Annotated in this window: 18 protein-coding genes, 1 pseudogene and 1 riboswitch; of the genes and pseudogenes, 9 read left to right on the top strand and 10 right to left on the bottom strand. The window is 70.9% G+C overall.

Going from position 1 to position 25,133, the window contains the following annotated elements; all coding sequences use genetic code 11:
- Nucleotides 1-655: 655 nt before the first annotated feature.
- From gcvH to FPZ22_RS04690, 5 genes are all read right to left on the bottom strand, one after another.
- On the bottom strand, nucleotides 656-1,048 hold the full coding sequence (gene gcvH / locus FPZ22_RS04670; RefSeq protein ID WP_144890859.1) for a glycine cleavage system protein GcvH: 393 nt from the start codon (nucleotides 1,046-1,048) through the stop codon (nucleotides 656-658).
- A gap of 70 nt (nucleotides 1,049-1,118) precedes the next feature.
- On the bottom strand, nucleotides 1,119-2,219 hold the full coding sequence (gcvT, locus tag FPZ22_RS04675; protein WP_144890861.1) for a glycine cleavage system aminomethyltransferase GcvT: 1,101 nt from the start codon (nucleotides 2,217-2,219) through the stop codon (nucleotides 1,119-1,121).
- A gap of 64 nt (nucleotides 2,220-2,283) precedes the next feature.
- Nucleotides 2,284-2,724 carry an NfeD family protein gene (locus FPZ22_RS04680; RefSeq protein ID WP_144890863.1) on the bottom strand — a complete coding sequence of 147 codons (441 nt, stop codon included), beginning with the start codon at nucleotides 2,722-2,724 and terminating at the stop codon, nucleotides 2,284-2,286.
- A complete protein-coding gene (locus tag FPZ22_RS04685) occupies nucleotides 2,721-3,692 on the bottom strand; it encodes an SPFH domain-containing protein (protein WP_144890865.1) in 972 nt (323 codons plus the stop codon). Before FPZ22_RS04685 ends, FPZ22_RS04680 begins: the two co-directional genes overlap by 4 nt.
- A gap of 59 nt (nucleotides 3,693-3,751) precedes the next feature.
- Entirely contained in the window at nucleotides 3,752-4,720 is a 969-nt protein-coding gene (locus FPZ22_RS04690) for an aldo/keto reductase (protein ID WP_144890867.1), read from the bottom strand.
- An 88-nt stretch (nucleotides 4,721-4,808) separates the two neighbouring features.
- On the opposite strand from FPZ22_RS04690, the gene FPZ22_RS04695 reads away from it, so the two are divergent.
- From FPZ22_RS04695 to dusB, 4 genes are all read left to right on the top strand, one after another.
- Complete coding sequence (locus tag FPZ22_RS04695; protein ID WP_144890869.1) at nucleotides 4,809-5,942, top strand: GGDEF domain-containing protein; 1,134 nt, start codon at nucleotides 4,809-4,811, stop codon at nucleotides 5,940-5,942.
- An 82-nt stretch (nucleotides 5,943-6,024) separates the two neighbouring features.
- Complete coding sequence (locus FPZ22_RS04700; protein WP_144890870.1) at nucleotides 6,025-7,323, top strand: NupC/NupG family nucleoside CNT transporter; 1,299 nt, start codon at nucleotides 6,025-6,027, stop codon at nucleotides 7,321-7,323.
- A 10-nt stretch (nucleotides 7,324-7,333) separates the two neighbouring features.
- Nucleotides 7,334-8,302: a ribokinase gene (locus FPZ22_RS04705; RefSeq protein ID WP_144890872.1), complete on the top strand. Its 969-nt coding sequence runs from the start codon at nucleotides 7,334-7,336 to the stop codon at nucleotides 8,300-8,302.
- A 46-nt stretch (nucleotides 8,303-8,348) separates the two neighbouring features.
- Complete coding sequence (dusB, locus tag FPZ22_RS04710; RefSeq protein ID WP_144890874.1) at nucleotides 8,349-9,341, top strand: tRNA dihydrouridine synthase DusB; 993 nt, start codon at nucleotides 8,349-8,351, stop codon at nucleotides 9,339-9,341.
- A gap of 645 nt (nucleotides 9,342-9,986) precedes the next feature.
- On the opposite strand, the gene FPZ22_RS04715 is transcribed toward dusB, so the two are convergent.
- Nucleotides 9,987-10,586 (bottom strand): nitroreductase family protein, encoded by a 600-nt coding sequence (locus FPZ22_RS04715; RefSeq protein WP_144890876.1) that lies wholly within the window; start codon nucleotides 10,584-10,586, stop codon nucleotides 9,987-9,989.
- 223 nt (nucleotides 10,587-10,809) lie between these two features.
- Here FPZ22_RS04715 and FPZ22_RS04720 point away from each other — a divergent pair, with 223 nt between their 5' ends.
- The 3 genes from FPZ22_RS04720 (at nucleotide 10,810) to FPZ22_RS04730 (ending at nucleotide 16,264) form a co-directional block, all read left to right on the top strand.
- Nucleotides 10,810-11,172 carry a hypothetical protein gene (locus FPZ22_RS04720; RefSeq protein WP_144890878.1) on the top strand — a complete coding sequence of 121 codons (363 nt, stop codon included), beginning with the start codon at nucleotides 10,810-10,812 and terminating at the stop codon, nucleotides 11,170-11,172.
- A 248-nt stretch (nucleotides 11,173-11,420) separates the two neighbouring features.
- Nucleotides 11,421-11,930, top strand: a complete 510-nt coding sequence (locus FPZ22_RS04725) for a hypothetical protein (RefSeq protein ID WP_144890880.1) — start codon at nucleotides 11,421-11,423, stop codon at nucleotides 11,928-11,930.
- Nucleotides 11,927-16,264, top strand: coding sequence for a WD40 repeat domain-containing serine/threonine protein kinase (locus tag FPZ22_RS04730; protein WP_144890882.1), 4,338 nt, complete (start codon nucleotides 11,927-11,929; stop codon nucleotides 16,262-16,264). The genes FPZ22_RS04725 and FPZ22_RS04730 overlap by 4 nt, the downstream gene beginning before the upstream one ends.
- 18 nt (nucleotides 16,265-16,282) lie before the next feature.
- Here FPZ22_RS04730 and FPZ22_RS04735 read toward each other — a convergent pair whose 3' ends face one another.
- From FPZ22_RS04735 to FPZ22_RS14390, 3 genes and pseudogenes are all read right to left on the bottom strand, one after another.
- Nucleotides 16,283-17,101, bottom strand: coding sequence for a UDP-2,3-diacylglucosamine diphosphatase (locus FPZ22_RS04735; RefSeq protein WP_144890884.1), 819 nt, complete (start codon nucleotides 17,099-17,101; stop codon nucleotides 16,283-16,285).
- Nucleotides 17,098-17,814 (bottom strand): GNAT family N-acetyltransferase, encoded by a 717-nt coding sequence (locus FPZ22_RS14385; protein WP_246120933.1) that lies wholly within the window; start codon nucleotides 17,812-17,814, stop codon nucleotides 17,098-17,100. The genes FPZ22_RS04735 and FPZ22_RS14385 overlap by 4 nt, the downstream gene beginning before the upstream one ends.
- Before the next feature lie 295 nt (nucleotides 17,815-18,109).
- Nucleotides 18,110-18,916, bottom strand: a pseudogene (locus FPZ22_RS14390) (1-acyl-sn-glycerol-3-phosphate acyltransferase); the annotation flags it as partial.
- 118 nt (nucleotides 18,917-19,034) lie between these two features.
- Between FPZ22_RS14390 and metK the strand changes: the two are divergent.
- Nucleotides 19,035-20,249 carry a methionine adenosyltransferase gene (gene metK / locus FPZ22_RS04745; protein ID WP_144890886.1) on the top strand — a complete coding sequence of 405 codons (1,215 nt, stop codon included), beginning with the start codon at nucleotides 19,035-19,037 and terminating at the stop codon, nucleotides 20,247-20,249.
- Nucleotides 20,250-20,916: 667 nt separating this feature from the next.
- Here metK and FPZ22_RS04750 read toward each other — a convergent pair.
- Nucleotides 20,917-23,412, bottom strand: a complete 2,496-nt coding sequence (locus tag FPZ22_RS04750; RefSeq protein ID WP_144890888.1) for an alpha/beta hydrolase family protein — start codon at nucleotides 23,410-23,412, stop codon at nucleotides 20,917-20,919.
- A gap of 95 nt (nucleotides 23,413-23,507) precedes the next feature.
- A riboswitch (S-adenosyl-L-homocysteine riboswitch) is annotated at nucleotides 23,508-23,584 on the top strand.
- Between the two features lie 53 nt (nucleotides 23,585-23,637).
- On the opposite strand from FPZ22_RS04750, the gene ahcY reads away from it, so the two are divergent.
- Nucleotides 23,638-25,086: an adenosylhomocysteinase gene (gene ahcY / locus FPZ22_RS04755; protein ID WP_144890890.1), complete on the top strand. Its 1,449-nt coding sequence runs from the start codon at nucleotides 23,638-23,640 to the stop codon at nucleotides 25,084-25,086.
- Nucleotides 25,087-25,133 lie beyond the last annotated feature (47 nt).

Raw genomic sequence — 25,133 nt, forward strand, 5'->3', positions numbered from 1 at the left:
ACTACGGGAGCGCCGGAGCGCATCCCTCCATGCCGGTCCATCGGCACGAAAAAACCCGCTGCGCACTGCGCCGCGGGCTGCATGCATCCATCGGCCTCGAGCTTTTGCGGGGAAGACAACGCCTGAGTCCACCATGGCAACCATCCGGGCGGAGGACTGAGTTGTGTCACGCGCTGGTTTCCGGGTCGCACTCACTCGCTTCTGTGGCCGCGTCTTGTTGGGCGAAACCTAATCACGGTTTTTTCGGTGTCAACACCCTTCGCCCTCCGTCGCGGCGTGCACGGGCGCCGGCGTGGCCGCATCCGCGCACCGGAACGATGCATCGCTGCGCCCGAACCCACGCGGAGGCAACGGGACGATCGCGATGCACATGCGTAAAAACGCTTGTTTTAAGCACTCTTCCGGAAATGCACGGCCACACCACGTCGATCGCGTCGACGCGGACACCGGGCGGCGGCGGCGCGCGCGCGCAGGCTCCGCGCGCGTGCAGGCGAGGTGCATGCGCGCACACCCGGACGGTGCCGCAACCACCGGTTTGCGCGAAAGTGCGCGAAGCTTCGGACACCGTGCGCACCCCGCAACGACGAACGCCGGGCATTGCCCGGCGTTCGTGGAAGCGGTGCCGCGCGGTGCGCGGTGACGGTGGACGCGTGCGTCAGTCGTCGCCCTCGATGATCGCCGCATAGGCATCCGGGTCGAGCAGGTCCTTGATCTGGTCCGGCTCGCTGGCTTCGATCACGAACAGCCAGCCCTCGCCGAAGGCGTCCTCGTTGATCGTCTCCGGCTTGTCGGCGAGCGCGGCGTTGACCTCGACGATGGTGCCGGAGACCGGCGCGTAGATGTCGGAGGCGGCCTTGACCGACTCGACCACGGCGCAGGCGTTGCCGGCCTCGACGCTGTCGCCGACGCCGGGAAGGTCGACGTAGACCAGGTCGCCAAGCAGGCCCTGTGCGTGGTCGGAGATGCCGACGGTGACTTTGCCGTCGCCTTCGACGCGGGCCCATTCGTGGGACTTCATGAACTTCAGATCGCCAGGGATATCGCTCATTGCTGCTGCTCCGGGAACGGCGTTGCTGGGGAGATGGGGCGGCTAGTGTACGAAGCGCCGGAACGGTGGATCAAATGCCTTCGGCAGCCTTGCCGCCGCGCACGAAGGGCCATGCGACCACCCGCACCGGGACCTCGCGACCGCGGATGTCCACGCGCACCTCGCCGGGATCACCCGCGGGAATCCGGGCGAGGGCGATCGATTTGCCCAGCGTGGGCGCGAAGGTGCCGGACAGGATCTCGCCCTCGCCGCTGGCTGCGAGCACCTTCTGCCCATGGCGCAGCACGCCCTTCTCGTCCATGACCAGACCGATCAGCTGGCGGGCATCGCCACGCTGCTGCTGGGCTTCGAGCACCGGGCGGCCGTTGAATTCGCGGCCTTCGTCCAGCGACACCGTCCAGCCGAGGCCGGCCTCCCAGGGCGTCACCGACTCGTCCATGTCCTGGCCGTACAGCGGCAGTCCCGCTTCCAGGCGCAGGGTGTCGCGCGAGCCCAGGCCCGCCGGAGCCACGCCGGCGGCGACCAGCGCGTCCCAGAAGGCGACGGCGTGTTCCTCCGGCAGGGCGATCTCGAAGCCGTCCTCGCCGGTGTAGCCCGTGCGTGCGACGAACAGCGGCGCTCCGCCGGCGGAGCGCACGTCGAGGCTGGCGAACCTGCCCAGCTTCGCCACCGCGTCGCGGTCGTCGGCGTGCACCAGGCCCAGCACCTTGTCGCGGGCCTGCGGGCCCTGCACGGCGATCATCGCCAGGTCGTCGCGCACGCGGACCTCGACGTCGAATGGCGCGGCCTGCGCGTTGATCCATGCCAGGTCCTTGTCGCGGGTGGCGGCATTGACCACCAGGCGCTGGAAGTCGTCGCCGAGGTTGTAGACGATCAGGTCGTCGATCACCCCGCCGCGTTCGTCGAGCATGCAGGTGTAGAGCGCCTTGCCACGCACCTTGAGCTTGTCGATGGAATTGGCGAGCAGCCGGCGCAGGAAGTCGCGCACCCGCGGGCCGTGCAGGTCGACCACGGTCATGTGCGAGACGTCGAACATGCCGGCGTCGCGGCGCACCGCGTGGTGCTCCTCGATCTGGGAACCGTAGTTGAGCGGCATGTCCCAGCCACCGAAGTCCACCATCTTCGCCCCGAGGGCACGGTGGGAATCGTTGAGGATCGTCTTGCGGGTCATGGCGGGCGGGCTCCTGTGGGGCGGCCGGCCATTATCGCCGACCGTGCCCCCTGCAGGAGCAGGATCAGTCGACCTCGCGGACCTCGAGCACCATGCCGTTGGCCGCGACCACCCGCACGCGGGTGCCGGCCTCCAGCTCCGGCCCGCTGACCACCCAGTAGGCGTCGCCGATCTTCACCCGTCCCTGCCCGCCGCTGATCGCGCGGTCCAGGACCACGACGCGGCCGACGTGCTGCTCGGCGCGGCGGTTGAGCAGCGGTCGGTCGCTGGGCCGCTCGCGGCGGCGGCCCCACTTCAGGTAGGCCAGTACCGCCACCACGCTCAGCACCACGAACAGCACCACCTGGACCAGCAGGCCCAGGCCGGGGAACAGCAGTACCACGAGCCACACCAGCGCGGCAGCGATGCCCATCCACAGCAGGAACGCGCCGGGAATGAAGGTCTCCGCCGCCATCAGCACCAGCGCGATCGCGGCCCATGCGGTGGTGTTGAGCGTCCAGCTCATGGCTCAACCCCCGTGCGCGGCGCGCCGTCGAGGCGCCGGCGGGTGTCGGACTGCTGGTTGCCCAGCGCCTCCTTCGCCAGCTCGGCGATGCCGGCGATGGAGCCGATCACGCCGCTGGCCTCCATCGGCATCAGCACGAACTTCTGGTTGGGCGCGGTGGCAAGCTCCCTGAACGCCTCCACGTACTTCTGGGCGATGAAGTAGTTGATGGCCTGCACGTCGCCGGCGGCGATGGCGTCCGACACCATCCGCGTGGCCTTGGCCTCGGCCTCGGCCAGGCGCTCGCGGGCCTCGGCCTCGCGCCAGGCGGCCTCGCGCTGGCCCTCGGCCTGGAGGATCGCGGCCTGCTTCTCGCCCTCGGCGCGCAGGATCTCCGACTGCCGATGGCCCTCGGCCTCGAGGATCACCGCGCGGCGGTCGCGCTCGGCCTTCATCTGCCGGGCCATGGAATCGACCAGGTCGCGCGGCGGCTGGATGTCGCGGATCTCGATGCGGGTGACCTTGATGCCCCAGGGATGGGTGGCCTGGTCGACCACGTTGAGCAGCTGGGCGTTGATCGACTCGCGGTTGCTGAGCGACTCGTCCAGGTCCATGGAACCGATCACGGTGCGGATGTTGGTCTGCACCAGGGCGATCGTCGCGACCTCGAGGTGGGCGACCTCGTACGCGGCCTTGGCGGCGTCGAGGACCTGGAAGAAGACCACGCCGTCGACCTTGACCACGGCGTTGTCCTTGGTGATCACCTCCTGCGAGGGCACGTCGAGCACCTGCTCCATGACGTTGACCTTGCGGCCCACCGCCTGCATGACCGGGATCAACAGGTGCAGCCCGGGCGACAGGGTGTGCGTGTACTTGCCGAAGCGCTCGACGGTCCACTCGTAGCCCTGCGGCACGATGCGCACCATCTTGAAGAAAAAGATGATGAACGCGAGCGCCAGCACGGCGGCGATGAAGGTTCCTCCGGACATTCCGCATCCTCCCCAGACAATGGCCGGAGTATAGACGCCGGCCGGACGGCCACCGTGGCTCAGCCCGACGTGGCGGCCTCGACGCGGCCCCATGCGCCGGCGTCCACCTGCCCGGCGAGTTCCAGCGCGTCCAGGTTGTCCAGCAGCTGCGACACCCGGCTCGCCCCGAGCAGCACGGTGGACACATGCGGATTGCGCAGGCACCAGGCGATCGCCAGCGCCGCCGGCGCCAGGCCCAGGTCGGCGGCCAGCGCGCTGAAGCGGCGCGCGCGGTCCAGTCGGCCATCCCCGGGATCGCCGATCACCACGTCCCGCAACCATGCGTCGCCGGCCAGCCTCGATCCCGCGGGAACGCCGTCGTTGTACTTCCCGGTCAGCAGGCCCGACGCCAGCGGGGACCACACCGTCGCGCCCATGCCGAACTCGGCGTAGAGCGGGGCGTATTCCAGCTCCACGCGCCTGCGGTGCAGCAGGTTGTACTGCGGCTGCTCCATGGTCGGCGGCTGCAGGTGGTGGGCGCGCGCCACCGCGTGGGCCTCGCGGATCAGCGCTGCCGGCCACTCCGATGTGCCCCAGTACATGACCTTGCCCTGGCGCACCAGCGCGTCCATCGTCGCCACCGTCTCGACCACCGGCACCGCAGGGTCTGGGCGGTGGCAGAAGTACAGATCGAGATAATCCACGCGCAGACGTCGCAGCGCGCCATGGCAGGCATCGTGCACATGCTTGCGCGACAGGCCCCTCTGCATCGGCCGCGGATCGGCGACCGAGCCGTACATCACCTTGCTCGAGACCGCGAAGCCGTCCCGCGGCAGGCGCAGGTCGGCGATCACGTCGCCCATCACCCGTTCGGCCTCGCCGTGGGCATAGCCCTCGGCGTTGTCGAAGAAGTTGATCCCATGGTCCCAGGCCGCGGCGACCAGATCGCGCGCCTCGCCGCGGGGCACGCCGCGGCCGAACGTGGTCCAGGCACCGAAGGACAGCGCGGAAAGCGCCAGGCCGGAGGCACCGAGCCTGCGGTACTCCATCTGTGGACGACTCCATCGACGCTGCGGGTCCCGCAGTGTACGCGCGACCGCGCTATGCTTCCGCCGCAGGCCAGGGAGAAGCAGGCAGATGCACGCCGAGGAAGGCCGGATCCGCAACGCGATGCGGCGCCTGGTGGTGCCGCCCGACGAGGTCATGCGCGAACTGGGCGCGCGCGGCGAGCGCATGGTCGCCCGAGCGCGCCTGCTGCTCTGCGGGCTGGCGCTGTCGCTGCCGCTCGCGGCCGCCGCCCTCGGCGCGGGCACGGGCTGGGTCCTCTTCCATCTCGGTGCCGCCGTGCTGGCGATCGCGGTCGCCCTGATGTGGCTGGTGCTGGCCCGCGTACGCAGGCCCTGGCTGCCGTTCGCGAGCTGCGCCTGGGACGTCACCGTGGTTACCGCGGTGCTCGCGGCGATCGCGGCGAGGGAACCGTCCGTCGCGATCGCGGGCACCACCGGCGTCTGGCCGTTCTACCTGCTGGTGATCGCCTCCGCCGCGCTGCGCGCCGACGGTCGATTGACCCTGTTCGCGGGCGGCCTCGCCCTGGTCCAGTACGCGCTGCTGGCAGCGGCAGTGTCCGCGCTCGGCCCGTCATGGGACGGACTGGTCTCGCTGCATCCTGGCGTCTCCGGGGCCGGCAGCGAAACGCTGCGCGTGCTGCTCCTCGTGCTGGCGACCGCCGTGACCGCCGCCGTGGTGCGCCGCATGCAGGCCCTGGTGGAGCTGTCCGGCCACGACGGCCTGACCGGCCTGCCCAACCGCTCCTGGCTGCTGCAGCGCATGCCGCATCTGTTCGCCACCGCGCGCAACTCCGGCGCGTCGCTGACCATGGTCCTGCTCGACATCGACCGCTTCAAGCGCGTCAACGACGAGGTCGGGCCGCTGGCCGGCGATCGCGCCCTGCGCCACATCGCCTCGACCATCAGCGAGACGCTCCTCGCGGACGAGGCCCTGGTCCGGATCGGTGGCCAGGAGTTCGTGATGGTGCTGCACTGCCCGGCCGGCAGCGCCTGGGAACGCCTGGACCGCCTGCGCCGCAGGCTGATCGAGCTGCCTTTCCTGCCCGAGCGCGGCCAGGAGGCGTTCGCATTCACCTTCAGCGCCGGCATCGCCGCCTGGCCGCAGGACGGTGCCAGCACCTCCGGGCTGCTGGGCTGCGCCGACCGCAGGCTCAAGCTCGCCAAGGCCGCGGGCGGCAACCGGATCGTGGCCCGCGACGCCTGAGCGCGGTTGCCCGGCTACCGCGCCTGCACTACCCTGCCCCGTCGCCGCGGGCCCGCGGCAGTGCCAGGGGAACGGGTTCCGGATGGACGTGTTGACGCGGATCGGCTTCGGCGTGTTCGGCCTGGCCGTGCTGGTCGGGATCACCTGGCTTTTCTCGAACAACAGGCGGCGGGTGGACTGGACGCTGGTCGGCACCGGCCTGGCCCTCCAGGTCGCGTTCGCGGCGCTGGTGCTGCTGGTCCCGGGCGGGCGCGAGGTCTTCGACTGGCTCGGACGTCTGTTCGTGCAGGTGCTGGCCTTCGTCAACGCCGGCTCGGAGTTCATCTTCGGCAACCTGATGGACGTCGGGACCTACGGCTTCATCTTCGCCTTCCAGGTGCTGCCGACGATCATCTTCTTCGCATCGCTGATGGCGGTGCTCTACCACCTGGGCGTGATGCAGTTCGTGGTCCGGATCATGGCCCTGGCGATCACCCGGGTGATGCGCGTGTCCGGCGCCGAGACCACAAGCGTCTGCGCCAGCGTGTTCATCGGCCAGACCGAGGCACCGCTGACCGTGCGCCCCTACATCTCGCGCATGACCGAATCCGAGCTGATCACGATGATGATCGGCGGCATGGCGCACATCGCGGGCGGCGTGCTCGCGGCCTATGTGGGCATGCTGGGCGCCGGCGATCCCGGGCAGCAGGCGTTCTACGCCAAGCACCTGCTCGCCGCCTCGATCATGGCCGCGCCGGCGACCCTGGTGATCGCCAAGATCCTGATCCCCGAGACCGGTGAGCCGCTGACCCGCGGCACGGTGCGGATCGAGGTCGAGAAGACCACCAGCAACGTCATCGACGCCGCCGCCGCCGGCGCCGGCGACGGCCTGAAGCTGGCGCTCAACATCGGCGCCATGCTCCTGGCCTTCATCGCCCTGATCGCGATGATCAACGCGCCGCTGACCTGGCTGGGCGACGTGACCGGACTCTCGGCGGCGATCGGCAAGCCGACCGACCTCGCCGCGATCTTCGGCTACGTGCTCGCGCCGGTGGCCTGGCTGATCGGCGTGCCCTGGGAAGACGCCGGCACCGTCGGTTCGCTGATCGGGCAGAAGGTGGTGATCAACGAATTCGTCGCCTACCTGCAGCTGGCGGACATCGTCAACGGACGCATGGAAGGCGTCACGCTGGGCGACGAGGGCCGCCTGATCGCGACCTATGCGCTGTGCGGCTTCGCCAACTTCAGCTCGATCGCGATCCAGATCGGCGGCATCGGCGGGCTGGCGCCCGACCGCCGCCAGGACCTGGCGCGCTTCGGCCTGCGCGCGGTGCTCGGCGGCACCATCGCCACGCTGATGACCGCGACCATCGCCGGCGTGCTGACGCACATCGGTGCCTGAGGAGCGGCACGTGCCCCGCGTCGTCGTCGTCGGCTCCTTCAACGTCGACCACGCCTGGCACTGCGCGCAGCTGCCGCGCCCGGGCGAGACCCTGGCCGGCGAGTACGCGACCGGCGCCGGCGGCAAGGGGTTCAACCAGGCGGTCGCCTCGGCCGCGGCCGGCGCTGCCACCACCTTCGTCTGTGCGCTCGGCGACGACGACGGCGGACGCCTTGCGCGGCGCCTGGCCGCCTCGCACGGCATCGACCTGCGCGCCCACCAGGCCGCGACCGCCACCGGAACCGCGGGCATCTTCGTCGATGCCGAAGGCGGCAACAGCATCGTCATCGGCGCCGGCGCCAACGCCGCGCTCACTCCGGCCTTCGTGGCCGCCCAGGGCGAGGCGATCGCGGCCGCCGACGTGGTGCTCGCGCAGCTGGAATCCCCGGTCGCCACGGTGGTCGAGTCACTGCGCCTGGCGCGCGCCAGCGGCGCGCACACAGTGCTCAACCCGGCCCCGGCCAACGCCGCCTGCGCCCGGGAGCTGCTGCTGGTGACCGAGGTGCTGACGCCCAACGAGACCGAGTTCGCCGCGCTGCTGGCATGCCACTGCGGGGATACCGTGGATCCCGCCGCGCTCGGCGGCATGGACGAAGCCGCCCTGCACCGGCTGTGCCGCATCCTGCTGCCGCGCGGCACCCTGGTGCTGACCCTCGGCGCCGCCGGCTGCTTCGTCTCGCACCGGGAGGACAACCTGCGCGGCGACTCCGTCCCGCACTACCGCTGCCCGGCCGCGCCGGCGCAGGTCGTGGACACCACCGGTGCCGGCGACGCGTTCAACGGCGCTCTCGCGGCCGGGCTCGCGCTCCATCCGCAGCGTCCGTTCGCGGCAGTCGTGCGCCAGGCGACGCGCTTCGCCGCGCTCTCCACCGAGCGACCGGGTGCGTCCTCGGCGATGCCCTCGGCAAGCGAGGTCGAAGCCCGCTACGGCCCCGACTGAGCGGCGTCCGCGACCGCCGCCACGTGCGATCGGCGACAATGCCGACATGCGGATCGGCCCACACACCATCGAACCGGCGGTGATCCTCGCGCCCATGGCCGGCGTCACCGACAAGCCGTTCCGGCTGCTGTGCAAGCAGCTCGGCGCGGGCCTGGCCGTGTCCGAGATGACCACCAGCGACTCGCGCTTCTGGAACACGACCAAGTCGCTGCGGCGCATGGACCACGCCGGGGAGCCCGACCCGGTCAGCGTCCAGATCGCCGGCACCGTGCCGGAGCAGCTGGCCGAGGCCGCGCGCCACAACGCCGGCCAGGGCGCGCAGCTGATCGACATCAACATGGGTTGCCCGGCGAAGAAGGTCTGCAGCACCTGGGCCGGCTCGGCGCTGATGCGCGACGAGGCGCTGGTGGCGCGCATCCTCGCGGCGGTGGTTGCCTCGGTGGACGTGCCGGTCACACTCAAGATCCGCACCGGCTGGGCCGCCGGGCAGCGCAACGCGCTGGCGATCGCGCGCATCGCCGAGGACAGCGGCATCGCCGCGCTGGCCATCCACGGCCGCACCCGCGACCAGCACTACGCCGGCGAGGCCGAATACGACACCATCGCCGAGGTCAAGTCGCGGCTGCGCATCCCTGTGATCGCCAATGGCGACATCGACTCGCCGGAACGGGCGCTGGCCGTGCTGCGGCACACCGGCGCCGACGCGGTGATGATCGGGCGCGCGGCGCAGGGCCGGCCGTGGATCTTCCGCGAGATCGCGCACTTCCTGGCCACCGGCGAGCGCCTTCCGCCGCCCTCGCCGGCCGAGGTCCGCGACATCCTCATCGGCCATCTGCAGGCGCTGCACGAATTCCACGGTGAGCCGGCCGGCGTGCGCATCGCGCGCAAGCATCTGGGCTGGTACGCGAAGGACCGGCCCGAAAACGCCGCCTTCCGCGCCGTGGTCAACCGGGCGGAAACCGCGCGCGCCCAGCTCGACCTGACCCGCGACTACTTCGACGCGCTGTCGGCGGGCGAGGCCCTGCGCACGGCCGCCTGAGCGCGGCTGCCGGAAAAAAGGTTCTTCTCCCAACTCCGGGGCGATGGTGTCGCGTCCCTGGGTTGCTCCGCTGTGACTCCGCGCTGCCCGTCCCGCGTGCAGGGGGTGTGCTCCCCCGGCAGTCTCCGCGTCCTGCTGCCACTGCCGGCCGCCGGCCATCCATGGCCGGCTGTCCGCACACCCCCTGCACGCGGGACGGGCTCCAGCGCTCTCGGGCTTCGGAACGGAAATCACGAGCAGAAGCAAGAGCGGTCACGCGCTCGTTGCGCCGCTCCTGCATGACGACCGAACCGCCTTCGGCATCGACCTCGACATCGACTTGTCTCGACGTCGCGTCGCCGTCGCCGTTGCTGTTGCCCTTGCTCTCCTCCAGACCGCGACCAGAGATCGGGCCCGCCGCGGAGGCAGGGGGGATGCCCAGAGCCGGCCATGGATGGCCGGCGGCCGGATTCGGTAGCAGGACGCGCACGCTTCCGGCTGGGCATCCCCCCTGCCTCCGCGGTGGGCTGCGACCAACTCACCGGAGCGGCGGCCCCGGCCTCCGCGGCGGGCGGCGCGAACCTCGACGGAGCGTCCCTCACTTGGGAGATGAAAAAAAAATCCCAGGGCGTGCCCGGGTTCCCGGGTGTCGTCCGCCGTGGGTCGTCAGGCGACGACCCTGAAGCGGTCGGCGTCGTCCATGAACGTCTTTTCGGCGAACGGAGCCTCGTTGGAACCGAAGGGCATCTGCGCGCGCAGCTTCCAGCTCTCCGGGATGTCCCATTCCCTGCGCACGGCCTCGTCCACGACCGGGTTGTAGTGCTGCAGGCTGGCGCCGATGCCGGCCTCGGCCAGCGCCGTCCATGTCGCCACCTGGGCGATGCCGGAGGACTGCTCCGACCAGACCGGGAAGTTGTCCGCATACAGCGCGAAGTTCTCCTGCAGGCCCTTCACCACGCTCTGGTCCTCGTAGAACAGCACGGTGCCGACGCCGGCCGCGAACGACGCCAGCTTGGACTCGGTGGCCGCGAACCCGTCGGCCGGCACCAGCGGAAGCAGCGCCTCACGGGTCAGCCCCCAGAACTTCTCGCTCTGCGCACCGAACAGGATCACCGCGCGCGAGGACTGCGAATTGAACGAGGACGGGCTGAGGCGGATGGCCTCCTTGATCAGGGCTTCGATCTCGGCCTGCGACTGCCGGACCTGCCTGCCGAGGCTGTACTGGCTGCGCCGCTTGCGCAGGGACTGGATGACGGGGTTGCTCATGCTGGCTCTCCGGTGGGTTCAAAAGTGGATGAGCACATGGTATTGAACGCAAAACAGCAGTATATCGACGCCAGAATCACTGATTGTTCCAACAAGGGAATAAATGAAAAGCGCCGAGTCCCTGCGCGACCGGGTTCAGCGGCGACCGTGTAATCGCCGGCGGCGGATGCCGAATACATGGGTGCCGGCAGAGAACGGCACACCCTTACAGAGGAACACCGCCATGAACGCCAGACTGGCCACGCTCGCAGTGCTGTCCGCCCTCGCCCTTCCCGCGGCGGCCCAGGAGGATCTGAGGATCGTCGTCAACGCGCCTCCCGTTTTCGTGACGCCACAGCAGCTCGCCGCCGAGACCGGGCTCAGCGAACGCCAGGTGCGCATGATGGTCGGGGCGCACAGCGGTTCCCCCGAGTACCGTGTCAACTTCCTCCGCACCGACAAGCAGTTCCGCCAGGCGCTGGGCGCCAAGCGCTACAACGACCTGGTGGCCGGACGCCCGATCCCGCTGTACCGCCAGGGCGGCGACGCGACCCCGGCGCGCACGCTGGTCGCCGACGTGGCCGAGGGGGAGGATGATCCCCGCTGAACCGTTGCGCGGCACCGGGTGGCCGCCCGCCGCGGCCCCCCGGCGTTGGTCCTGACGAGGATGGACAGCAATGAGCCAGTTCCGGACCACCCGCTGGAGCCTGATCGCGGCGGCCCGCGATGATCCGGCTCGCGCGCACGTGGCGCTGGAGGAGCTTTGCAAGGCCTATCGCCCGCCGGTCCTGGCCTACCTGCGACGCTGCGGCCACGCCGACGCGGGAGGACCTTGCCCAGGCCTTCTTCCTCGGCGTGCTCGAGCGCGGGTGGTATCCGCAGGCGGATCCCGACCGCGGCCGCTTCCGCAATCTGTTGCTGACCGCGCTGCGTCGCTTCGTCGCCGACCGGCAGGCACAGGCCCATGCCTTGAAACGGTATGCCGCGCACCTGGATACACAGGTCGTCGCGGAGCTGCCCGACGATGCCCCGGGGCCCGAGGACGCCTTCACCCGGGCCTGGCTGGAGACCGTGGTGGCCCGCGCGACGCGGCGGCTGCAGCGGGAGTGGGCCGAACACGGCAGACAGGCGCAGTACGCCCTGCTGGCGCCGCTGCTGGTTGAACGGGCGGACGGACATGAACTCCGCCAGCTGGCCGAACGCACCGGCGTGCGCGGCAACACCCTGGCGGTGCAGGCGCACAGGATGCGCCAACGCCTGAGGCAGCTGGTGCGGCTGGAACTGTTGGCGACGGTCCGCGATCCGGACCAGCTCGAGGAGGAGCTGCTCGAGCTCCGCCGCGCGCTGGGCGAGCGGACGCGGTGACCGGGAGCGACGGCAAGGCCACGGACAATCCGTCCGCCGCTGCGCGGACCAGGCTGGCACGAGTGGCGCTCGGGCCGAGCACGCATGTCCGTGCCGGCTCCGGCGACAGCGACGGCACCTGTCCCTCCGGCGACGGCAGCGTCGGGCTCGAACTCGATCTCGACGATCCTGCACAGCGCGAGTTCGGCGACTACGAGCTCAGGGAGCCGATCGGCCGCGGTGGAATGGGCATGGTATACCGCGCGCACCAGCGGTCGCTCGACCGCCCGGTGGCGATCAAGCTGCTCGTGGACGGCGCCTGGGCGACCCCCGACTTCATCGATGCCCTCCGCCGCGAGGCGCGCAACGCCGCCCGTCTGCAGCATCCGAGCATCGTCACCATCTACGACTTCGGCGAACACGGGGACCTGGTCTACTACGCGATGGCCCTGGTCGACGGCGAAAGCCTCGCGCAGCGCCTCGCCCGGACCGGCCCGCTGCCGCCGCGCGAGGCCGCCGCCTGCCTGCGCACCGTGGCCGAGGCGGTGGACTACGCCCACCGTCTGGGCGTTCTGCACCTGGACCTGAAACCGGCCAACGTGATCCTCGCCGCCGACGGCGTGCCGCGGATCACCGATTTCGGCCTGGCGCGCCGCGTCGACCACCCGCAGGCCGTGGCCGACGACAGCATCGCCGGCACGCCCGGCTACATGGCGCCCGAACAACTGGTGCCCGGGAACGTGCTGGGGCCGGCCGCCGACGTCTGGGGCCTGGGGGCCACCCTGTACGAAGCGCTGACCGGCCACGCTCCGTTCGAACGCAGCGGCATGCGCACGCTGGAGTCGATGCGCCGGCGCGGGCAGGTGCGCAATCCGCGCCGCTACCGTCCAAAGCTCTCCCGGGACCTCGAAGCGATCTGCCTCAGGTGTCTGCAGGTGGATCCCGGTCTGCGCTATCCCAGCGCACGTGCACTGGCCGACGACCTCGGCCGCTTCCTCGAGGGCCGGCAGGTCAACGTGCGGCCGCTGGGCCTGGTGCCGCGCACCCTGCGCTGGGCGCGCCGCGAACGCAGGCTGGCGGCGATCTCGCTGCTTGCGGTGGTCGCGCTGGCGACAGGCCTGGTGGCCACCAACCACCTGCGCCGCGTCGCCGAGGACAGCGCCGCCAGCGCGCGCGAGAACCTCTGGGCGCAGCGGCACGAAACCGCCTGGCGGCTGCTCCAGGAGGGACGCGATTACCAGGTGCTGCCGTTGCTGGCGGCGAACCTCGCCGAACAGGAGCAGGCCGGCGCGACCCGGGCGGCGCACTCCGAACGCCTGCGCCTGCAGCTGATCCGGACGCAGGCCCCCATGCTGCTGGCGGTGATCGACGCGGGTGAACCGGTGCACGCCCTCGCCCTGAGCGACGACGGCCGGCATGTGGCGCTGGGCCTCGGCGAGAACCGGGTCGCGCTGTACTCCATCGCGGACGGCACGCGCCTGTGGCAGGTGGACCTGGGCCCGGAGGCGGGCCTCGACGGAGACTCGCAGCTGCGCCATCTCCGCTTCACGCCGGACCACCGGTGGCTGCTGGTGACCGAGCACGCACCGCTGGTCCACCACCTCCCGGGGGCCTCCACCCACCGCCTGGCGGTGGCGGACGGCCAACGGACCATCGCCCCCGACCGGCCCGGTCTCGAAGGCGCGACTTACCAGGCATGGAGCCCTGACGGCCGCCACGTACTGCTGAGCGACCGCCGCGGCTGGATGCAGATGTTCGAGGCCGCGGGCTGGCGGCCGCTCGGCCCGAAGCGACTGGTCCCGATCGCCCGGCACCACGACTGGCTCATCGCACCCGGCACCGCCTTCGTGGCCATGATCGACGGCACCAGCGGTCTGCACATCCTGGACCCGCACACGCTGGCCGCACGCCACACGCTGGCTCCCGGGCCGGAGAGCGACCGGTTCCGCGCATGGGCGGTCAGCCCGGATGCACGCCATCTCGCCCTGGGACGGATGTCGGGCGAAGTCATGCTCATGGATCCACGCGACGGGAGCACGCGCGTCCTGCTGCCCGGGATCGCGCGTCCGGCCTGGCTGACGTTCTCCGCCGACGGGACGAAGCTGGCCGCCAGCTTCGCCAGCGGAGACTTCCTGATCCTCGGTGTCCCGGACGGTCGGATCGTGGGGCGGGTCCGCGACGACAATCCGCTCTGGGGCCACCAGTTCGACTGCGGCGACGGCCCCGCCCGGCCACAGGAGACCTGCCTCGCGCTGCTGATGGAGTTCGACCGCATCCGGATCTGGTCGACCCCTTCGGAAACCCGCGAGGGCGGCAGTCCGGCGCAGGTCAGCCAGGTGGCACCCGAAATCACCCATCCGTCGTTCCTGCCGCGCTTCGCCAGCATGTTCGACCGGCGGCGCGGACTGCTCGCCACCGGCGGACAGGACGGCAGCCTGCGGCTGTGGCGACTGCCGCCGACGCCGCTCCTGCCATGGCCGGCGCCGACCCGACAGGAAGCACCGCTGGCCTTCGACGGCCAGCACGTGGTCACGATCGACGGCGGGCGCCTGCAGGTGTTCGACGTGGCCACCGGCCGGGCCGCATCGCCGCCGATGCCGCTGCCGGACGTCGCAGGCTTCGCCGTCCTGACCGGCGACGGCCGCGGTCTCGTGGCGAGCAGCGGCCACGAACTCCACGTCTTCGACTGGCGCGAAGGGAGGCTTCGCTTTCCACCGATCGCCCTGGGTGGCAGCCCCAGCGACCTGGCCTTCGCGCCCGACGGCTCGGCCGTGGTCGCGCGCTGGCTGGACGCCGCGGCGGAGGACGGTACGGGGACGCTGCGGGCCTGGTCGCTGATCGACGGCCACGCGCTCGGCCCCTCCACGCCGCAACCGTTCACGGCCGCGCGCGTGATCGAAGGCGGCCGCCTGCTGCTCGACGCGCCCGGAGCGACGATGCTGTTCGACCTCGCCGACCTCGGGCGGCCGCGGCTGCGCTTTCCGGCGCCGGCAGGAAGCCGGGTCCAGCTCACCGCGCACGCGCCCGGGCGCGACGAAGTGGTGCAGTACCTGCAGAGCCCCCTCGCTCTGGAGAACGGCCTGCGTCGATGGTCGCTGCGCGACGGCCAGCCGCTCGGTGTGCTGCCCATCGCGGCGCGCGCCTTCGATCTGCAGCAGCGCGGTTCGGACGGACGCATGGCGCTGAGCGGCACTCCCGGCTTCACCGCGCTCACGGACGTGTCCCTGCTGCTCGACGTCGACGGCGAGACCCACGCGATCAGCACTCTGCGCGGCGCGCGCCTGGTGCATGCGCAGGCGTTCAGCCCGGACGGCGCGATCCTGGCCCAGGCGGTTTCGACGGGTGTCCTGCTGGTCGACGTCGACAGTGGGCGCCCGCTGGGCCCCGCGCTCAGGCACTGGCTGCCGGATCCCGATGAGATCACGCAGCTGGCGTTCTCGCCCGATGGACGCGGCCTGCTCGCGCGCACGTTCCTGGGCCGCTGGATGCACTGGCGCCTCTCCGAGGACGACCGACCCGTGACCGTGCTGGCGTCCGAGGCCGCCCTGGTGTCGCCGACCGAAGGGGGCCGCTTCAGCGCCCCCGACCCGGCCGTGCAGGCGCTGCTGCGCGAACGGAGACAAGCCGCTCCGCATGCGGCGCAGAGCGTCCCCTTCCCGCTCTGGTCCTGTCTCCCTGCGACGCCGGAGGTGCCACCGCGTCCGCCCGGCCTGCCGCCGGAGGCGCTGGACCTGGGCGCGCTGTTCACCGCCCCGCTCCATCATCCGATCCAGCCGGTCGGGGACGGCGTGCTGGCCATGGCCCTGTCCAACCGGTGCTGGATCCCGATGGGTCGCCAGCGACTGCTCGGGGTCGACTACGACCTGCGTGGCCTGTTCACCCTGAGCCGGTACGGCAACCGGCAGTTGCCGGACGTACGGGGTCCCGAAACCACCGGCAGGATCGTGGTACCGCCGGGCCGCTACGACGCGGCACGGGTGCTGAACGCGCTGGCCACGCCGATGCAGGCGCCCAGCGGCCCGGTGGCCGCCTTCACCTTCCACTACCGCGACGGCAGCCGCGGAACGGTGCCGATGCACAGCGCACCGACCCCCACCTATGTCCTGGGCGAGGACCACGTGCTTCCCGACGGTCTGCGGACCGCGCTGACGACACGACACGGGGATGCATTGTTCGCGGCGGAACTGCGGAATCCACGGCCGGGGCGCGAAGTCTCGGCGATCGAGCTGCGGATGACCGCGCCGGCATCGCAGCCCTGGGCACTGGTGGTGTTCGCGATCACCCTGCAGCCCGGCGCTCCGGAACCGATCGCCAACGCGACGGCGATCGCGCGCGACGCGGGGCCTCGACGCTGAGTTCCGGCAGCGCTTCCGTCAGGCCGCCTGAGCGAACACACGTCCCGCATGCGCGCCGGTCGTGCGCGGTGCGAGTTCGGCCAGCACCTCGCCGCGATGCGACAGCAGCCGCAGGCAGCCATCGTGCTCCTCGACCAGGGCGGTGAGGCTCTCCACCCAGTCGCCGTCGTTGGCGTAGACCAGGCCGTCGCACTGCACCAGGCCGGGGCGGTGGATGTGTCCGCAGATGATCCCGTCCAGGCCGCGCCGCCGTGCATCGTCCAGGCCCGCCTGCACGAAGCGCGCGATGTAGCGTTCGGCGGCGCCGCTGCGCTGTTTGAGGAATTCCGACAGCGACCAGTAGCGCAGGCCCAGCCGGCGCCGCACCCGGTTGAGCAGCTTGTTGCCGCTCAGGATCCGGTAGTACAGCCAGTCGCCGAACTTCTCCTGCAGGCTGCCGAAGTGGGTGATGCCGTCGTAGTCGTCGCCATGCGTGACCAGAAGGCGGCGGCCGTCGGCGGTGGTGTGGATGGTGCGCCTGCGCACCTGCATGGCCGGCAGTGCCAGGCCGCAGAGGCGGCGTGCGGGACGGTCATGGTTGCCGGGCACGTAGACGATGCCGGTTCCCGCGCGGCGCAGCGCATGCAGGGCTTCGACCACGCGGTTGTGGGCCACGCTCCAGCTCGCGCGCCGCTGCGCCAGGTACCACAGGTCGATGATGTCGCCGACCAGATACAGGCGTTCGCAGCGCAGTCCCTCGAGGAAGGCCGCGAGCTCGGCCGCATGGCAGTGGCGCGATCCCAGGTGCACGTCGGAAACGAAGACCGCGCGCCTCGAGGGGGTGGTGCTGTCGCTCATGCCGGCTCCTCCCTGCGGCCCAGCCAGCGTCGGGCCTTCTGGGGGCGGATGCGATGCAGATCGACCTCGACCAGCCCATCGATGGAGTCGGAGAACGCGGGGTCGACGCCGAATGCGAGGAAGCGCGCGCCGCCCGGCTCGCACAGTTCGGTGTACTGGCGGTAGAGCGTGGGTACTCCGGCGCCCTGCGCGGCCAGGTTCGCCTTGAGCACGCCGTAGGCGGTGGCGGCGTCCAGCGCGCCGAAGCACGGTGGCGCGGCGAAGTATTCGAAGGGCCGGCTGGCGGTGGCCAGCGCGCCGCCGGCCCCGTGGTAGCGCTGGTAATAGGCGACCAGCTGCTCGCGCGCCTCCCGCGGCAGCGCGCCGCTGATCGATACCGCGCCGAACAGATAACGCAGGCCGGGCCGGCTCGCCAGATAGGCGCCGATGCCCTGCCAGAGATAGTCGAGGCTGCGACCGCCACGGTAGTCCGGCGCGACGAAGCTGCGCCCGAGTTCCAGGCCTTCGGCGATGCGCGGGATGGCGTCGTCGGCGTAGCGGAACAGCGATGCGGTGTATAGGCCGGCCAGCCCGCGTCGCGCGAGCACGTCGGCGCCGCGCGCCACCCGGTAGGCCCCGGCGATGCGCGAGGCGGCCTCGTCCCAGAGCAGGATGTGGTCGTAGTGGGCGTCGAAGGGGTCGAGGTCGCGGGCCCGGCGGGTGCCCTCGCCCACGCTGCGGAAGGCGATCTCCCGCTGGCGACCCAGCTCCTGCAGCAGCGGCGCCTGCAGCGCGCGGCCCGTCGAAGCGCGCCAGCAGGATCCGCATGCCGTCGCCGGTCTCGCCCAGCCGCTCGCAGCCGGCGATCGCCGCGCGCACCTGCGCGGCCGGCAGGGGCGGCGCGATCGGTTCCATTCCGGCCACCCGCGCCTCGCTGCGGCGGCCGATGGCGTAGAGCGTGCGGCGCACCTCGCGCAGGACCGATGCCGTATCGGCGTCCGGCGCGACCGCACGCGGCCAGCCCACGCGCAGGCGAAGCGGCTGCTGCCGGCGCGCGAACATCTCCCGTGCCAGCAGGGCGGTGGCCGCGGGCTTGTACAAGGCCGACACCCCGTAGAACAGCGGCGAGTTGCGCGCCTCCACCCGCACCGGAAGCACGGGCGCCGAGGTCGCGCGCGCGAAGCGCAGGAAGCCGCGGCGCCAGCGGCTGTCGCGCACGCCGCGGGGGCCGAGCCGCGACACTTCGCCCGCCGGGAAGATGATCACGCAGCGTTCTTCGCGCAGCGCCCGCTCGATCGCCGCCAGACTGCCGCCGTTGGCCCGGCCACCCAGCACGCGCACCGGCAGCAGCAGATCGCCCAAGGGTTCGACCAGGGACAGCAGGTCGTTGGCGACGATGCATGCGTCGCGGCGGACGCGCCCGATGCAGTCCAGCAGGGCCAGCGCATCGAGCGCCCGGGACGGATGGTTGGCGACCACAAGAAGGCGGCCGCGGGCGGGAATGCGCAGGAGCTCCTCCGGATCGACCTCGTAGCGCATCCCGAGGTAATCGCGGGCCGCCGCCACGAATTCGAAACCCCGCAGGTGGCCATGCGAATCGAGGAAGGCGTCGATCCGGTCCAGGCGCGACCAGCGGCCGATGCCCCGCAGCAGCGGCCTGGCCAGTTGCGCCCGGCGGCCCCGGAACCACTGGGGCCAGCGCTGGCGCAGGTGTTCTTCGAGCTGCGGCATCGTCCCCCCGAACGCCTCCTCCGCGGTGCAGGGAGCAGCTTGCGTCGGCACCGCGACAGCGCCGTTGCCGAATTGCTGCCGCACGATGACGTTCCCCGGTGCCATCTGCGGGGCGGCATGGCGGTCTGTCAGGGGGATGCCCAGGCGGCACAATGCGCGGGCCGGCGCGCCCGTGTATGATGCGCGCCCATCCTTTCATCCGCATCAAGGGATATAAGCCGCGATGACCAGCCCGTCCTACCTGTTCACCTCCGAATCGGTCTCCGAGGGCCATCCCGACAAGATCGCCGACCAGATCTCCGATGCCGTGCTCGACGCCATCCTCGCCCAGGACAAGCGCGCCCGCGTCGCCTGCGAGACCATGGTCAAGACCGGCGTCGCGATCATCGCGGGCGAGATCACCACCTCGGCGTGGATCGACCTCGAAGCGCTGACCCGCAAGGTGATCCTCGACATCGGCTACGACTCCAGCGACGTCGGCTTCGACGGCGAGACCTGCGGCGTGCTCAACCTGATCGGCAAGCAGTCGCCCGACATCAACCAGGGCGTCGATCGCAGGAATCCGGAGCAGCAGGGCGCGGGCGACCAGGGCCTGATGTTCGGCTACGCCACCAACGAGACCGACAGCGGCATGCCGGCGGCGATCCACCTCTCGCACCGCCTGGTCGAGCAGCAGGCCAAGGTGCGCAAGAAGAAGAACTCGCCCCTGCCGTGGCTGCGCCCGGACGCGAAGTCGCAGGTCACCCTGCGCTACGAGGACGGCAAGGCGGTGGCGATCGACGCCGTGGTGCTGTCGACCCAGCATGATCCGGGCGTGAAGCAGAAAGACCTGGTCGAGGCGGTGCGCGAGCACATCCTCAAGCCGGTACTGCCCGCCAAGTGGCTGCACAAGGGCACCAAGTTCCACATCAACCCGACCGGCAAGTTCGTGATCGGAGGCCCGGTGGGCGACTGCGGCCTGACCGGCCGCAAGATCATCGTCGACACCTACGGCGGCTGGGCACGGCACGGTGGCGGCGCGTTCTCGGGCAAGGATCCGTCCAAGGTCGACCGCTCGGCCGCCTACGCCGCGCGTTACGTCGCCAGGAACGTCGTGGCCGCGGGTCTGGCCGACCGCTGCGAAGTCCAGGTGAGCTACGCCATCGGCGTGGCCGAGCCGACCTCGATCTCGGTCACCACCTTCGGTACCGGCAAGGTGGACGACGCGCTGATCGAAAAGCTGATCCGCCGCCACTTCGACCTGCGTCCGTACGGCATCATCCGGATGCTCGACCTGGTGCACCCGATCTACCAGCGCACGGCGAGCTACGGCCACTTCGGCCGCAAGCCGCAGGAGATCAGCTACATCGACGCCGCCGGCAAGGAACAGACGGCCACCGCCTTCTCCTGGGAGAAGACCGACAAGGCCGAGGAGCTGCGCAAGGCCGCGAAGCTCTGACCCCACGGTGCCGGGCAGGGAATGAAGGGCGGGCCGCATATGCGGCCCGCTTTTTTCGGTTCTTCTCCAGACCGAGGGGACGTTCCGTCTGAGTCCGGGCCGCCCGCTACGGACGCTCCGTTCGAGTCCGGGCCGCCCGCCGCGGACGCTCCGTTCGAGTCCGGGCCGCCCGCCGCGGATGCAGGGGGGATGCCCCGCCGGATTCTCCGCGTCCTGCTCCCAGATCCGGCCGCCGGCCATCCATGGCCGGCTCTGGGCATCCCCCCTGCATCCGCGGCAGGCACGACCTTTAATCGCGGTCTGGAAGATTTTCCAAGAGCGACGTCGACGTCGAAACGGAGGACGTCGAAACGGAGAGCGTCATGACCAGGAGCTGCCCTGCTCGCGACCGCTCTTGCTCTTGATCTTCCCTCCCGAAGCCGCAGAACGCCGGAGCCCGTCCCGCGCACAGGGGGTGTGCGGACAGCCGGCCATGGATGGCCGGCGGCCGGCAGTGGCAGCAGGACGCGGAGACTGCCGGGGGAGCACACCCCCTGTGCGCGGGACGGGCTGCGCGGACCCCAACGAAGCGGCTTCAAGGCGCGACCGTGCGCCAGAAGCGCGACAACGCGCCAACTGCACGCCGTCACCCCCGAGTCCGGAGAAGAACCTTTTTCCGCGGCCGCTCCTACGGACCGGTCGCGCGTGGCGCCGCCTCCTTCACGTACTTCTCCAGCCACTCGCTGGTCTCGGCCAGCATGTGCAGGATCGACTCGCGCGCGCGATAGCCGTGCGATTCGTTGGGCAGCATCACCAGGCGTGCGGTGCCGCCAAGGCCCTTGATCGCGGCGTACATGCGCTCGCTCTGCATCGGGAAGGTTCCCGAGTTGTTGTCCTGCTCGCCGTGGATGAGCAGTACCGGTTCGTCGATGCGGCCGGCGTGGTTGAACGGGGACATCGCGTGGTAGGTGTCGGTGGCCTGCCAGTAATTGCGCTCCTCGGCCTGGAAGCCGAACGGCGTCAGCGAACGGTTGTAGGCGCCGCTGCGGGCGATGCCCGCGCGGAACAGGTCGGAATGCGCCAGCAGGTTGGCGGTCATGAACGCGCCATACGAATGCCCGCCGATGGCGATGCGATCGCGGTCGGCCACGCCACGCTCCACGACCTCGTCCACGGCGGCCCGGGCGCTCGCCACCAGCTGTTTCACATAGGTGTCGTTGGGCTCCGCATCGCCTTCGCCCACGATCGGCATGGTCGGGCCGTCGAGCACCGCGTAGCCCTCGGCGAGGAAGGCAAGCGGACCCCAGTAGCTGATCCGGTTGAAGCGGTGCGGCGAGCCGCGCACCTGGCTCGCGGCTTCGGCGGATTTGAACTCGCGCGGGTAGGCCCACATCAGCATCGGCAGCGGGCCGTCGCGTTTCGCGTCGTAGCCCGCGGGCAGGTACAGGTCGGCCGTCAGCTCGACGCCATCCGCGCGCGTGTAGCGGATCTGTTCCTTGCTGACGCCGCGCAGCGCCGGCGTCGGGTGCGGGAAGTCGGTCAGCGCCACCGGCGCTTCACTGCCGTCCAGCCTGCGCAGCAGCACGTTCGCCGGCTCGGTCGGCGATTCGCGGGTGGTGAGGATGCGCAAGGCACCGGCGTCGAGCAGCGCGAACGGCGACTCGTACCAGGGCGCCTCCGACTGGAACAGGCGTTCGGTCGTGCCTTCGCCCAGGTGCTGGCGGTCGAGGAAGGGCCGGTCGCCTTCCGGCGAAGCGCCGTCGCCGATGCGGTAGATGGTGTCGCCGTCGCCGGTCGTCAGCAGGCGCGCGAAGCCGCGCTCGTCGGACTGCATCACCGGCGACCCCGGATCCGCATAACGATCCTCGTACGAGCCTTCCCGCAGCAGCACCGGCGCGGCGCCGGTGTCCGGCGCCAGCCGCCACTCGCGCAGCTGGCGCGTCTTCCACCAGGATTCGTACATCAGCGCGAGTCCGCCGTGGCCCCAGCTGATGCCGCCATAGCGCATCGTCAGGTCGGCCACCACGTCGGGAGTGCCGCGGAACGGCGCGGCGTGCGCGAACACGCGGTCGCGGACCTCGACCTCGCGCGACGGGTCACCGCCGTCCTGCGCTTCGGCCCAGACCAGGGTGGCGGGCGCATCGGCGCGCCAGCCGATGCGGCGCACGCCGGTCGCCACTGCATCGTTGCCGGTGGGCAGTCCCTCGACCAGCGGCAGCGCGGCCACGGTATGCAGCAGGCGCCCCTCGAGGTCGATCACATCGATCCGCCGCGGGAAACGGAAGTACGGCACCGAGTACGAGAACGGGCGCTCCAGGCGCTGCCGCAGCAGGTGGCGGCCGTCCGGCGACACCGACGCGCCCACGTACATCTCGGGCGCGCCGATGGCCCGCACCCGGCCGTCCAGGCCCACGCGCACCAGCTGGCTGGTCATGTAATAGGCGAACACCGCCTCGTCATGCGGATTGCGCAGCAGGTCCTGGTAGGTGCGCAGGCTCTGCACCTGGCCGCCGCCATCGGTCTGCTGGATGTTCGGCCCGGCGGGGACGCCGTCGCTCGCCGGCGCCGGTCCCTGCCCCTGCGGCCGCAGCAGGGCGACCAGCCCGCTGCTGTCGGGCAGCCAGTCGAAGCCGCTGCCGACCACCCCGTTCAAGGGCTGATCCAGCAGCCGGCGCGCCCGGCCCGCGGCCACGTCCACCAGCCACAGCTCAACGCGCCCCGCGCGAGGATCGACATGGCTGAACGCGATGTGGCGCTGGTCGGGGGACCACTGCAGCGAGGACAGCGCCAGCGGCTGCGGCAGCCCCGCGATGCGGCGCTCGGCACCGCCGTCCACCCCCTGCAGCCACAGATCGTCGATGAAGCTGAAGGCGCTGGCCGAATGCGTGCGCGGGTGGATCCGCAGGCCCGCGAGCTTCAGCTCAGGCTGCGCGACCACGTCGATCCCGGGCAGCGACGGCACCTGCATGTAGGCGATCAGGTCGCGCTTCGGCGACAGCGACAGGCGCGGCGCGAAGGGCGCATCGACGATGCTGCGCAGCGCGGCCTCCGGCAAGCGGTAGCCGGACGCCGTGGCGGTGTCGGCGGCCGGTGCCTGGCGCGCGTCCGCGGGCGAGGGCGAACACAACAGCAGGCTGGCGAACAGCAGCGGGACGGCGAGGTGCTTCAGGGCGGGCTTGGCCAAGGCGTGGATCCTGTCCGGGGAAACTTCCAGCCTAGCTCCTGGGACCGCGGCGGGTACGTGGCGACGGTCATGCACGCCGGGATATAATCCGGGGCTCCGCCGAGGGGCGCTGCGACCGTGGAACCAGCACGGCCAGGCTCGGCGGGCCGCACCCGAACGGCGCCCGGTTCACCTCACCCACCCTCTCCCGCGAGCGGGACAGGGAGCAGAAACCGGAGCTTCCGCATGAACGCACAGGTCAAGACCTTCTCGACAGAAGGTGACTACAAGATCGCCGACATCTCCCTGGCCGACTGGGGCCGCAAGGAGATCGACATCGCCGAGCACGAGATGCCGGGTCTGATGTCCATCCGCCGCAAGCACGCCGCCGACGCCCCGCTCAGGGGCGTGCGCGTGACCGGCTCGCTGCACATGACCATCCAGACGGCGGTGCTGATCGAGACCCTGAAGGACATCGGCGCCGACGTGCGCTGGGCGTCCTGCAACATCTTCAGCACCCAGGACCACGCCGCCGCGGCCATCGCCGCCACCGGCACTCCCGTGTTCGCCTGGAAGGGCGAGACCCTGGAGGAATACTGGGACTGCACGCTCGACGCCCTGTCCTTCCCCGACGGCCAGGGCGGCTTCCTCGGCCCGCAGCTGGTGGTGGACGACGGCGGCGACGTGACCCTGCTGATCCACAAGGGCCACGAGCTCGAGCAGGGCGACGAGTCCTGGGTGAACTCGGCCTCGGGCAGCCACGAGGAGCAGGTGATCAAGAACCTGCTCAAGCGCGTCGCCAGGGAGCGCCCGGGCTACTGGACGAAGGTCGTCGCCGACTGGAAGGGCGTGTCCGAAGAGACCACCACCGGCGTGCACCGCCTCTACCAGCTCGCCGACGCCGGCAAGCTGCTGGTGCCGGCGATCAACGTCAACGACTCGGTCACCAAGTCGAAGTTCGACAACCTGTACGGCTGCCGCGAGTCGCTGGCCGACGGCCTGAAGCGCGCGCTGGACGTGATGCTGGCCGGCAAGGTGGCCGTGGTCTGCGGCTACGGCGACGTCGGCAAGGGTTCCGCCGCCTCGCTGCGCGCCTACGGCGCCCGCGTGATCGTCACCGAGATCGACCCCATCTGCGCGCTGCAGGCGGCGATGGAGGGCTATGAGGTCAAGACCGTCGAGGACACCCTCGGCGAGGCCGACATCTATGTCACCACCACCGGCAACAAGGACATCATCCGCGTCGAGCACATGACGGCGATGAAGGACCAGGCCATCGTCTGCAACATCGGCCACTTCGACAACGAGATCCAGGTCGATGCGCTGAAGGCGCTGCCGGGCGTCGAGATCGTCAACATCAAACCGCAGGTGGACAAGTTCGTCCTCCCGAACGGCAATGCCATGTTCCTGCTCGCCGAGGGCCGCCTGGTGAACCTGGGCTGTGCCACCGGCCACCCGAGCTTCGTGATGTCGAACTCGTTCTCCAACCAGACGCTGGCGCAGATCGACCTCTGGGCGAAGAAGGACGAGTACGACAGGAAGGTCTACATCCTGCCCAAGAAGCTGGACGAGGAAGTGGCGCGCCTGCACCTGGAGAAGATCGGCGTGAAGCTGACGAAGCTCACGAAGGAACAGGCCGACTACATCGGCGTGCCGGTCGAGGGTCCGTTCAAGCCGGAGCACTACCGCTACTGACCGGCACGCGCCGGTCCGTGCAACCGCAGCGGGCGCCGGAAGGCGCC

This window comes from Luteimonas granuli, from assembly GCF_007795095.1.
GTDB lineage: Bacteria > Pseudomonadota > Gammaproteobacteria > Xanthomonadales > Xanthomonadaceae > Luteimonas > Luteimonas granuli.

Coding starts and splice junctions, on each gene's coding strand:
- FPZ22_RS04695 (WP_144890869.1), top strand. CDS start 4,809: ATGCACGCCGAGGAAGGCCGGATCCGCAACGCGATGCGGCGCCTGGTG.
- dusB (WP_144890874.1), top strand. CDS start 8,349: ATGCGGATCGGCCCACACACCATCGAACCGGCGGTGATCCTCGCGCCC.
- metK (WP_144890886.1), top strand. CDS start 19,035: ATGACCAGCCCGTCCTACCTGTTCACCTCCGAATCGGTCTCCGAGGGC.
- FPZ22_RS04700 (WP_144890870.1), top strand. CDS start 6,025: ATGGACGTGTTGACGCGGATCGGCTTCGGCGTGTTCGGCCTGGCCGTG.
- ahcY (WP_144890890.1), top strand. CDS start 23,638: ATGAACGCACAGGTCAAGACCTTCTCGACAGAAGGTGACTACAAGATC.
- FPZ22_RS04715 (WP_144890876.1), bottom strand. CDS start 10,586: ATGAGCAACCCCGTCATCCAGTCCCTGCGCAAGCGGCGCAGCCAGTAC.
- FPZ22_RS04720 (WP_144890878.1), top strand. CDS start 10,810: ATGAACGCCAGACTGGCCACGCTCGCAGTGCTGTCCGCCCTCGCCCTT.
- FPZ22_RS04680 (WP_144890863.1), bottom strand. CDS start 2,724: ATGAGCTGGACGCTCAACACCACCGCATGGGCCGCGATCGCGCTGGTG.
- FPZ22_RS04690 (WP_144890867.1), bottom strand. CDS start 4,720: ATGGAGTACCGCAGGCTCGGTGCCTCCGGCCTGGCGCTTTCCGCGCTG.
- gcvT (WP_144890861.1), bottom strand. CDS start 2,219: ATGACCCGCAAGACGATCCTCAACGATTCCCACCGTGCCCTCGGGGCG.
- FPZ22_RS04685 (WP_144890865.1), bottom strand. CDS start 3,692: ATGTCCGGAGGAACCTTCATCGCCGCCGTGCTGGCGCTCGCGTTCATC.
- FPZ22_RS04735 (WP_144890884.1), bottom strand. CDS start 17,101: ATGAGCGACAGCACCACCCCCTCGAGGCGCGCGGTCTTCGTTTCCGAC.
- gcvH (WP_144890859.1), bottom strand. CDS start 1,048: ATGAGCGATATCCCTGGCGATCTGAAGTTCATGAAGTCCCACGAATGG.